Here is a 10,426-nt window from a genome sequence, read left to right on the forward strand (position 1 = left end):
AGCAAGGTTTGCACGCCAGGAACACTACCGCCAGCTCCCTCGACCTGGGACCCGCGTCCACTAGGTGGGACGGTTCGGAATGCGGAATTCCCGCAGGTCGGAGCGAAAGTTCGTGCCGCCAGGCGGTCAGCCGCCGAGCATCACGTCCCAGGCCTTGCCCTTCACCGAGAGCACCCCCGGCTCGACGGTGACCGCGGTCGGGGTCACCGTGAACGGCAGCTCGCCGGGCTCCAACGTGATTCGGAGCATCTGCAGCAGGCTCGCCTCGAACTGCTCGGGCAACGCCCCGGAGCCGAGCACGCTGTTGCGCAGCTCGAGCCGGCCCGGCACGAAGTTGACCTTGTCCTCGACCAGCTTGATCAGCCCGAACGCGCAGAAGTCGGTCTCCTCGCCGCCGATGTCGGCGGTCGCGCAGATCCGGGCGCCGGCCTGGGTGTCGTCGTCGCTCTCGAGCTCGGCTGCACGCTCGGCCGCCGCCTGCTCCTCGTCGGTGCGCTCGTCGGGGTTGGTCTGCGCGTCCGGCTCGCTGACCGGGTCGATGGTCAGGTTGGTGATCGAGGAGACCAGCGGGTTCTGGGTCTCCAGGATCGCCCGGTTCACGTCCGAGGCCTTGACCCGCACCTGTCCCTCGACCTCCCGCACCTCCACGCCCTGCAGCGTGCCCGAGACGAGGGCGCCCAGCGGGGCGAGCACCCCCATCAGGTCGACGTGCACCTCGAGGTCGCGCAGGGTGTCCTGCACCGGGACCCCCTTGGCGTCGATCGCGACGTGGTCGTACTCCCCGGAGATCGCCTGGGCGAGGAACGAGAACCCGTGCACCTTCACCGAGGGGTCGTCGGTGAGGTTGAACTGCTCGCGGGCGCGCTTGGAGACCTGGTACTCGAAGACGGCCGCCGCACCGAAGTCGGCGACCACGAGCAGCCCGAGCAGGACGAGGAGCGTGATGACCAGCCGGCGGGTACGCCGCCGTCGCCTGGGTCCGACGCGGGGCTTGTCGGTGTCGGTGGTGGTGGTCATGCCGCCGTTCGCTCCGATTCGCTCGTTGGCCGTCCGGCCCTGCTCGCCGTCGTCCGCTCGTCCAGCCACCGCGCCAGCCGGTCGACCAGTGCTGGCGTCGTCGCGGTCTCCGCGTGCCGCATCCCTCGCTCGAGCCACAGCTCGGCGCGGCCGTCGGTGGCCCGGCGCAGGGCCAGCGGGTGGTCCACGCCCACGTAATGATCCTCGCTGCCGTGTACGAGAAGTAACGGGGTGGGCGGGATGAGGTGGGCGACCTCGATCGGGCTGGGCGGGATGGCGGGCAGCGGCGGCGCGAGCCGGACCCCCAGCGCCCGGATCGCGAGGCGGCCGGGTGGGAGCTCGGCCAGCCAGAACAGCCGGCGCATGGCGTCGGTGTCGCGGGTCCACCAGCGAACGGCCGCGCTGACCGCGACCACCGCGTCCGGCCGTTCCTGTCCGGTGGCGGCATGCAGCAGGGCGACGGAGCCGCCCATGGAGAAGCCGAGCGTCGCCACCCGCTGGTACCCGGCGGCCCGGGCGAGGCGGACCGCGGCGTCGAGGTCGTGGACCTCGTCCGGGCCCGCGGTGCTCCGGCCTCCTGAGCGGCCGTGGCCGCGGAAGTCGAGCGCGACTACGGAGTGTCGTCGGGCGAGGCGGTGCAGGATGCGTGCGACGAACGGTTTCCGGATGTTGTTGGTGAAGCCGTGACCGACCACGACCGCGAGCGTGTTACGGCAATGTTTCCGTCGTACCACCAGTCCCGTGAGTCGCACGCCGTCGCTCGTCCGTTGGTGCACTCGTGTGACGCAAGCGTCACGATCAGGACATTCGACGGGCACACCGGTTATTCTCGCCGAAAGCCACGGAGCGTATCCAGAGAGGCGGGCCTGATGAGCCTCGACCTGCTACTGCTCACCGCGGACCCAACGCCGGGCTCGGTTGTGCCATCCCTGATGTTGTTGCCCCACCATGTGCGTACCCAGGCGCCCGAGGTGACCGCACTGCTCGACGCGGGCTCGCGGGACGTCGTGCTCGTCGACGCCAGAGTGGACCTCGCCGCCGCCAAGAGCCTCTGCCGCCTGCTCACCAGCGGCGGGGACAGCGTGCCGGTGGTGGCGATCGTGAACGAGGGCGGCCTGGTGGCCGTCAACCCCGAGTGGCGGGTGGACGACATCGTCCTGCCCACCGCGGGTCCGGCCGAGGTGGACGCCCGGCTGCGGCTGCTCACCTCGCGCGGTCCGGCCGGCGCGGCGGGTGCCGACGGCGCCCTGCGGCTCGGCGAGCTGGTGATCGACGAGGCGACCTACATGGCGCGCCTGCGGGGTCGTCCGCTGGACCTGACCTACAAGGAGTTCGAGCTCCTCAAGTACCTCGCCCAGCACGCCGGTCGGGTGTTCACCCGGGCCCAGCTGCTGCAGGAGGTGTGGGGCTACGACTTCTTCGGCGGCACGCGCACCGTGGACGTCCACGTGCGACGCCTGCGCGCCAAGCTCGGCACCGAACACGAGCAGATGATCGGCACCGTGCGCAACGTCGGCTACAAGTTCGTCCAGCCGCCGAAGTCCTCGTCCCTACCGGACGGTGTGTCCGAGGGCGTCCACTGAGGACACGATGCCCGGCTGTCCGCCGGGCGGTAGCGTCGGGACGTGCTCACCCTGACCTGGCGCGACGAGCTGCCTGCTGACCCGGCCACCGACCCTGCCGACGGCGAGGGCGCCGTCCGCGAGCTGCTGCTGGCCGCCCGGGCGCACGACGGGCGGCCGGAGGTCGAGGAGACCGGCCCGCTGCCCAGGGAGTTCCGCGGCGGGCGGCACCTGCTGGCCCGGGACGACGCCGGCACGCTGGTCGGCTACGCCCACCTGGACACCGCCGGCGACGCGTTGGGCAACCAGATCGTCGAGCTGGTCGTGCACCCGCGGCGGCGGCGGGCCGGGGTCGGCGGCAGCCTGGTGGCCGAGGTGCTCTCGGTCGAGCACCCGCTGCGGATCTGGTCGCACGGGGACCACCCGGCGGCGGTCCGGCTCGCCGCACGCTTCGGCCTGGCGAGGGTGCGGGAGCTGCACCGGATGCGGCTAGGTCCGACCGGCGAGCTGCCCGCGCCGGTACTGCCCGACCAGACCACCGTCCGGACCTTCGAACCGGGTCGGGACGAGGAGGCGGTGGTGGCGGTCAACGCCCGTGCCTTCGACTGGCACCCCGAGCAGGGCCAGCTCACCGTCGAGGAACTGGTGGCGACCGAGCGGGAGTCGTGGTTCGACCCGGCCGGCTTCTTGCTCGCCGAGCGCGCGGGCCGGATCGTCGGATTTCACTGGACCAAGATTCACCCGGACGGGGTAGGCGAGGTGTACGTCGTCGGGGTGGACCCGGACGCGCAGGGCGGGGGGCTCGGCAGAGCGCTGACCCTTGTCGGACTGCACCACTTGCGCCAGGTCGGAGCGGACGAGATCATCCTCTACGTTGAGTCCGACAACTTACCCGCGGTGACGGTGTATTCCCGGCTGGGATTCTTCGTCGAGGCCACAGACGTGGCCTACCAGCACTGAAAGTCACTCGAATGGGCGTTGCTGAAGGCAACAAAGGTCACAATACGGGGTTGTTCACCTTCCGTTTACCTCGATAGCGGACCCCGTCCACCCCCCTTCCCTAGCGTCCGCGCTGTGCCGTCCGGATAACCGAGGCGCGCGCCTGAGTTGACATCGAACACCTCGAGAGGATCCAGTGAAGCGCATCCGCTACGGCCGCATCGCGGCCATCGTCACCGCCGGCGCGCTGGCGCTCACCGCTTGCGGCAATGACCCCGTCGAATCGAACACCGACGGCGGTGGCGACACCGGCGGCTCCGAGCAGGCCAGCGTCTCCGGCGACATCGCCGGTGCCGGCGCCAGCTCGCAGGAGTCCGCCATGCAGGCCTGGATCGCCGGTTTCCAGTCGGCGAACCCAGACGCGAACATCACGTACGACCCCGTCGGCTCCGGCGGCGGTCGCACCCAGTTCGGTGAGGGCGCCGTCGCCTTCGCCGGTTCGGACTCCGTGATGGACGACGAGGAGCGCGCGGCCGCCAAGGAGCGCTGCGGCGACGACGCCATCCACCTCCCGCTCTACATCAGCCCGATCGCGGTGATCTACAACCTCGAGGGCGTCGACAACCTCCAGCTCTCGCCGGCCACGCTGGCGGGGATCTTCGACCGGAAGATCACCACCTGGAACGACCCGAGGATCGCCGCGGACAACCCGGACGCGCAGCTGCCCAGCACGCCGATCAGCGCCGTGAACCGGTCCGACGAGTCGGGCACCACCGAGAACTTCACCGAGTACCTCTCCGCGGTGGCCGGCCCGGCGTGGCCGCACGAGCCCAGCGGTGACTGGCCGGTGCAGGGCGGCCAGTCCGCGCAGGGCACCTCGGGTGTCGTGCAGACCGTCCAGGGCGGCCAGGGCACCATCGGCTACGCCGACGCCAGCAAGGCCGGCGAGCTGGGCGTGGCAAAGATCAAGGTCGGCGACGCCTTCGTCGAGCTGTCCGCCGAGGCGGCCGCGAAGGTCGTCGACGAGTCCCCGAAGGCCGAGGGTGTGCCGGAGGGCGACCTGGCGATCGACCTCAAGCGGGACACCACCGCCGAGGGCACCTACCCGATCGTCCTCGTCTCCTACACCATCGTCTGCAAGAACTACAGCGACAAGGCCCAGGGCGACCTGGTGAAGGCGTTCGTCAGCTACGTCGCGAGCAGCGAGGGCCAGGATGCCGCGGCCGAGTCCGCTGGCTCCGCGCCGATCTCCGACACGCTCCGCTCGGACGTCGAGGCCTCGATCGAGTCCATCGCCGTCGGCAGCTGAGTCGGGCCGACACCTTGTTACGGTCTGCACCGCCGAGCGGGCGGTCACCTTCGGGTGGCCGCCCGCCCGGGCCAGCCCGCCCCACCCCGCTCACGGAGACTGTGCAGTGACCACAACGGGCGAACCGGCGACCAGCACGACGCCGCCGGCGAAACAGCGCACCCGCACGCCACAACGCCCAGGCGACATCGTCTTCTCGTTCAGCGCGAAGGCCGCCGGCGTCCTGATCCTGATCATCCTCGCCGCCGTCGCCGCGTTCCTGGTGGCCCAGGCGTGGCCGGCGATCCAGACCGACTCCACGGAGCTGAGCGAGCGGGTTCACTGGCTCGGTCAGGGCAGAACCCTGCTCGGGTACGTCGGCCCGCTGGTCTTCGGCACCGTTCTCGCCGCGCTCATCGCGCTGCTGATCGCCACGCCGGTCGCGATCGGCGTGGCGCTGTTCATCTCCCACTACGCGCCGCGCCGGCTGGCCACGAGCTTCGGTTACGTGATCGACCTGCTGGCGGCCATCCCCAGCGTGGTCTATGGCCTGTGGGGCGCCCTGTGGCTGATGCCCAAGCTGTTCCCGGCCTTCCAGTGGCTCGCCGACAACCTGGGGTTCATCCCGCTGTTCGCGGGGCCCGCCGGTGACCCGCCGCGCACGATCCTCACCGCCGGCATCGTGCTCGCGGTGATGATCCTGCCGATCATCACCGCGGTGTCCCGTGAGGTGTTCCTGCAGACGCCGACGCTGCACGAGGAGGCTTCGCTGGCGCTGGGGGCCACGCGGTGGGAGATGATCCGCATGGCGGTGCTCCCGTTCGCCCGCTCCGGCGTGATCAGCGCCGCGATGCTGGGCCTGGGCCGCGCGCTCGGCGAGACCATGGCCGTCGCCATGGTCCTCTCGCCGGGGCTGGCCTACTCGATCTTCCTCCTCCAGCCCGGTCAGCAGCAGAACATCGCGGCCAACATCGCGCTGAAGTTCCCCGAGTCCAGCGGTCTCGGGGTGAACGTGCTGATCTTCACCGGCCTGGTGCTGTTCTTGATCACCTTGCTGGTCAACATGCTTGCGCGGTGGATCGTCTCGCGGCGCGCCGAGTTCTCGGGGGCGAACTGATGACCAGGGTGCAGACCCCGCACGGGGAGAGCGCGGACACCGCCAGCCTGCGCGGCCCGAAGCTCTCCCACGGCAAACTTCCCCGCTTCACCCCACTCGCCGTGTTCGCCGGCTCGCTCGTGGCCGTCGGCGCGCTGTTCGCCTTATTGGGCTCGTTCTCCGTGCCGCTGACCGTGTTCCTCGGCGTGATCCTGCACGCGGTCGTGCTGCTGGTGCTCACCCAGGTGGTCGAGGGGCGCCGTGCCGCCATCGACAGGCTGGCCACCACGGCGATGTACTCCGCGTTCGGGCTGGCCCTGATCCCGCTGGTCAGCCTGCTGTGGACGGCGGTCCAGGAGGGCCTCGAACGGTTCGACGGGTACTTCCTGTCCTACACCATGCGTGGGGTGTTCGGCGGCATGGACGCCGGCGGCGCCTACCACGCGATCATCGGCACGGTCGAGATCACGCTCTTCGCGACGCTGATCTCGGTCCCGATCGGCCTGCTCACCGCCGTCTACCTGGTGGAGTACGGCCCCTCGAGGCTGGGCCGGGCGATCACCTTCTTCGTCGACGTGATGACCGGCATCCCGTCGATCGTGGCCGGTCTGTTCGCCTACGCGCTGTTCGCCCTGTTCCTCGGGCCGGGCGTGCGGATGGGCGTGGTCGGCTCGGTGGCGCTCGCGGTGTTGATGATCCCGGTGGTCGTCCGGGCCTCCGAGGAGATGCTCAAGCTGGTGCCCAACGAGCTGCGGGAGGCGGCCTACGCGCTGGGTGTTCCCAAGTGGCTCACGATCGTTAAGGTCGTGTTGCGCACCGCCGCGGCCGGCATCGTCACCGGTGTGATGCTGTCCATCGCCCGGGTCATCGGCGAGACCGCTCCATTGCTGATCACCGTCGGCGTGGCCGACTCGGTCAACTACAACCTGTTCGACGGTAGAATGATGACGCTGCCGGTGTACGTGTTCCGCCAGTACAGCCAGGGCCTCGCGCCCAACGGCGTCACCACGATCAACTACGACCGGGCCTGGGCCGCGGCGCTGACGCTGATCATCATCGTCATGCTGCTGTTCGCGGTGGCCCGGCTGGTCTCCCGATTCTTCTCGCCCAAGACCGGACGCCGCTGAGCCGGCAGCAGCGCACGACTACGCGCACGACAAGGAAGACGATGGCGAAGCGACTGGACATCTCCGACCTCAACATCTACTACAGCGACTTCCTCGCGGTGGAAGGCGTGACGATGGCGATCGAGCCGCGGTCGGTCACCGCGTTCATCGGTCCGTCCGGCTGCGGCAAGTCCACCGTCATCCGCTCGCTGAACCGGATGCACGAGGTCATCCCCGGGGCGCGGATCGAGGGCCGGATCGCCCTGGACGGCGAGGACCTCTACGGCCGCGAGGTCGACCCGGTGCGGGTGCGCCGGCAGATCGGCATGGTCTTCCAGCGGCCCAACCCGTTCCCGACCATGTCCATCCACGCGAACGTGATCGCCGGCATGCGGCTGAACAACAAGCGCATGTCCAAGGCGGCCGCCGACGAGGTCGTCGAGCGGTCGCTGCGCGGGGCGAACCTGTGGAACGAGGTCAAGGACCGGCTCAACCGGCCCGGCTCCTCGCTCTCCGGCGGTCAGCAGCAGCGGCTGTGTATCGCCAGGGCCATCGCCGTGCAGCCGGACGTGCTGCTGATGGACGAGCCGTGCTCCGCGCTCGACCCGATCTCCACGCTGGCCATCGAGGACCTGATCGGCGAGCTGAAGCAGGAGTACACGATCGTCATCGTCACCCACAACATGCAGCAGGCGGCGCGGGTGAGCGACCAGACCGCGTTCTTCAACCTCGCCGGGGTCGGCCAACCGGGCAAGCTGATCGAGATGGACGCGACCGAGAAGATCTTCTCCAACCCGAGCAAGAAGGCGACCGAGGACTACATCTCCGGCCGCTTCGGCTGATCCCCGGCGTTCACACCCGGGAACCTCGCAGGTCCGAGTTCCGTCACAATGGGGATCCCACGGTCACCGGGTTGGTACCGTGCGGGTGCCACACGTGAGACAACAGGGGTCGGATCATGCTTGACGCAGGCGGGGGCGGCGGCATCGTCGCCAGCGCGAAGATGTTCGCCAGGGCGGCGTCCGAGGGATCCTTCGCGGTCAACGAGACCGGCGGCCAGGCGCTCCTGGCCGCCATTCGCGAGATGCGCGACTGGATCGACGGGAAGATGGGCGACTTCGGGCTGCTCCAGCAGGAGCCGGCGCTGGGGTCGAGCGACGGAGCCCAGACCATCAAGCCCTATGTCGTGAACGTGGCCGTGGACCAGCAGGGCTTCATCACGATGCTCACCGAGTTCCGCGCCTCCCTCGACGAGGCCGAGCAGGGCATCAACGCCGCGATGGCCAGCTACCAGGAAATGGACACCGGCATCGGTGGCCGGTTCCCCGCCCAGGCCTGAGGAGAGAGCATCCAGTGAGGCGAACGGCTCTGCTCGTCACCGCGGCGGCGATGCTCGTGTTCGGACTGGTCGGTTGCTCGGAGGAGACCGCGGGAGACCCGGGTGCCAGCGGCGACAACGGTGGTCTCACCGACGTGCCGTCGTTCCCGGAGGACACCGCCACCAGCGAGGCACCGACCCAGCCCAGCGAGGCGGAGTCCGGCACGACCGACCTCCAGCCCTGTGAGCTGCTCACCGACGCCGAGATGGCCCAGTTGAGCCTCGGTGCCGGGAACGAGGCGGAGATCGGCCCGGCGCGGCGTTGCCAGTGGCAGGCATCGGGCCAGCACACCGTCACGGTCGGCGTCATCGACGAGCTCGGCATCGACGAGGTGGTCTCGACCACCGAACCGGAACCGACCACCGTCGGAGGCCATGACGCCGTGCGGTACTCCACCGCCGGTGGCGTCTGCGCCCTGGCGATCGCCGTTACGGAGTCGTCGCGAGTGGATGTGTCCGGAGTGGCGGGCGGCGATATGACCAAGGCCTGCACGGTGGCCACCAGGGCCGCTGAGCTGGTCGAACCGAAGTTGCCCTGATCGGGAGTTGTGGAGATGGCACCTCGAAACCGACAGCCGGTCGCCGACAGCGACTACGGGGACGACGGCTTCAACAGCGAAGGCCACTACGACCCCACCTATGACCGCGGCAGCCGGTACTACATCGACCGCGGGCACACCTCGGACACCCGCGACGACGTCCGGCAGGACGCGGAGCAGTCGGCCGACGTCCAGGAGGCGGGCGGAAGCTGGCTGGACAACCTCATCAACCGCTTCACGCGGCAGGGCCGGGTCGAGACCGCCTACAACGAGGGGCTGACCAACCAGGCCGCAGAGCTCGCCCAGGGCGTCGAGACGCGTCAGCCTCCGGGGATCCTGGCCGCGAACTACATGAGCGTCGCCCACCCCGAACTCAAGACGATGGTCACCGACGGCGTCGACCCCGACGCCGTCGGCGAGATGGGCGACCTCTGGATCGAGGCGGGCAACGCGATGACCCGCTTCCAGGAGGGGGTCGGGACCGCGATCAACAACAGCGAGACCGACTGGCAGGGCCAGGCCGGCAACTCGGCCCGCACGTTCATGGCCGACGTCGGCAACTGGGTCGGCTCGGCCGGGCAGAGCGCCCAGCTCGCCGGCACCCAGACCAACATCCAGGCCTCCGCCCTGGCCGAGGCGCGCCGGGCCATGCCGGAGCCGGTGGCTTTCGACGCCGCGGCGGCGAACCGGGACCTGCAGTCCACCATGGACCCGGTCCAGATGATGGCCAAGTACGACGCCTACATGGCCCAGTACAACGCCCAGCAGGAGGCGCACCAGCGGGCCGCGCAGGTCGTGACCAACTACGACAGTGGCCTGGGCAGCGCGAGCACCATGCCCGCGTTCGCCCCACCGCCGGTGATGTCCGACTCCAGCGGCTCGATCAGCAGCACCGACGCCAGCGCGATGCGGACCTTCGCCGGAGACGCCTCGACGAACCCGAACGGCGCCGGCGCCGGTGGCTCGGCCAGTGGTGCCGGGAGCGCGGGCGGTTCGGGCGGCTCGACGGCGTCCATCCCCTCGGGCGGCTCGGGTGGTTCCGGTGGCTCGGGCGGTGGCTCGGGCGGTTCCGGTGGCGGCGGTGGTGGCGGCAGCGTCCAGCTCCCCGGCGGTGGTGGCGGCTCGGGTTCGGGCGGCGGTTCGGGCGGTGGTTCGGGCAACGGCCTCGGCAACGGACTCGGCAACGGCACCACCAACCCCAGCGAGATCAACCCGAACCCGCCCGGTCTCGGCCAGTTCCCCACCAACGGTGCCGGCGGTCCCGGACAGGGGCCAGGCCAGGGCGGTGGCGGGCCGAACGTCGGCACGCCGCTGCCCCTCGGCGCGCTGCCGCCCGGTGGTCAGGTCGACGACCTCGAGCGGCGCGGTGCCGGGAGCTCGCGCGGGTTCGGCCCGGGCGGCGGGTTCGGCCCGGGGTCGGGCGGGGGTCCCGGCGGTCCCGGCGGCGGCAGTGGTGCTGGCGGCGGCCTGGCCGGCCGCGGCGGCTTCGGTGGCGGCGGCA

Annotated in this window: 11 protein-coding genes; 9 read left to right on the forward strand and 2 right to left on the reverse strand. The window is 70.3% G+C overall.

All coding sequences use genetic code 11. The annotated features are described in order from the left end of the window. Positions 1 to 126 precede the first annotated feature (126 nt). Together BU204_RS35175 and BU204_RS35180 are read right to left on the reverse strand one after the other, a co-directional pair. Complete coding sequence (locus tag BU204_RS35175) at positions 127 to 1,086, reverse strand: LmeA family phospholipid-binding protein (protein ID WP_083661910.1); 960 nt, start codon at positions 1,084 to 1,086, stop codon at positions 127 to 129. After that, positions 1,014 to 1,712: an alpha/beta hydrolase family protein gene (locus BU204_RS35180; protein ID WP_233160995.1), complete on the reverse strand. Its 699-nt coding sequence runs from the start codon at positions 1,710 to 1,712 to the stop codon at positions 1,014 to 1,016. The genes BU204_RS35175 and BU204_RS35180 overlap by 73 nt, the downstream gene beginning before the upstream one ends. 174 nt (positions 1,713 to 1,886) lie before the next feature. Here BU204_RS35180 and BU204_RS35185 point away from each other — a divergent pair, with 174 nt between their 5' ends. From BU204_RS35185 to BU204_RS35225, 9 genes are all read left to right on the forward strand, one after another. Continuing rightward, positions 1,887 to 2,600 (forward strand): winged helix-turn-helix transcriptional regulator, encoded by a 714-nt coding sequence (locus BU204_RS35185; protein ID WP_075130140.1) that lies wholly within the window; start codon positions 1,887 to 1,889, stop codon positions 2,598 to 2,600. Between the two features lie 42 nt (positions 2,601 to 2,642). After that, complete coding sequence (gene mshD, locus BU204_RS35190) at positions 2,643 to 3,539, forward strand: mycothiol synthase (protein WP_083661911.1); 897 nt, start codon at positions 2,643 to 2,645, stop codon at positions 3,537 to 3,539. A gap of 175 nt (positions 3,540 to 3,714) precedes the next feature. Next, positions 3,715 to 4,827, forward strand: a complete 1,113-nt coding sequence (gene pstS / locus BU204_RS35195) for a phosphate ABC transporter substrate-binding protein PstS (RefSeq protein ID WP_075130141.1) — start codon at positions 3,715 to 3,717, stop codon at positions 4,825 to 4,827. A 106-nt stretch (positions 4,828 to 4,933) separates the two neighbouring features. Further along, a complete protein-coding gene (gene pstC, locus BU204_RS35200) occupies positions 4,934 to 5,923 on the forward strand; it encodes a phosphate ABC transporter permease subunit PstC (RefSeq protein ID WP_075130142.1) in 990 nt (329 codons plus the stop codon). Beyond that, entirely contained in the window at positions 5,923 to 7,029 is a 1,107-nt protein-coding gene (gene pstA / locus BU204_RS35205; RefSeq protein WP_075130143.1) for a phosphate ABC transporter permease PstA, read from the forward strand. The genes pstC and pstA overlap by 1 nt, the downstream gene beginning before the upstream one ends. 41 nt (positions 7,030 to 7,070) lie before the next feature. Next, entirely contained in the window at positions 7,071 to 7,850 is a 780-nt protein-coding gene (gene pstB, locus BU204_RS35210; protein ID WP_075130144.1) for a phosphate ABC transporter ATP-binding protein PstB, read from the forward strand. Positions 7,851 to 7,966: 116 nt separating this feature from the next. Continuing rightward, entirely contained in the window at positions 7,967 to 8,347 is a 381-nt protein-coding gene (locus tag BU204_RS35215) for a hypothetical protein (protein WP_233160996.1), read from the forward strand. A 14-nt stretch (positions 8,348 to 8,361) separates the two neighbouring features. Continuing rightward, a complete protein-coding gene (locus BU204_RS35220) occupies positions 8,362 to 8,925 on the forward strand; it encodes a DUF3558 domain-containing protein (protein ID WP_075130145.1) in 564 nt (187 codons plus the stop codon). Between the two features lie 15 nt (positions 8,926 to 8,940). After that, on the forward strand, positions 8,941 to 10,426 hold a 1,486-nt coding region (locus BU204_RS35225; RefSeq protein ID WP_143229971.1), incomplete at its 3' end, for a hypothetical protein.

Origin of the sequence: Actinophytocola xanthii (genome assembly GCF_001921205.1) — a bacterium.
Classification (GTDB): Bacteria; Actinomycetota; Actinomycetes; order Mycobacteriales; family Pseudonocardiaceae; genus Actinophytocola; species Actinophytocola xanthii.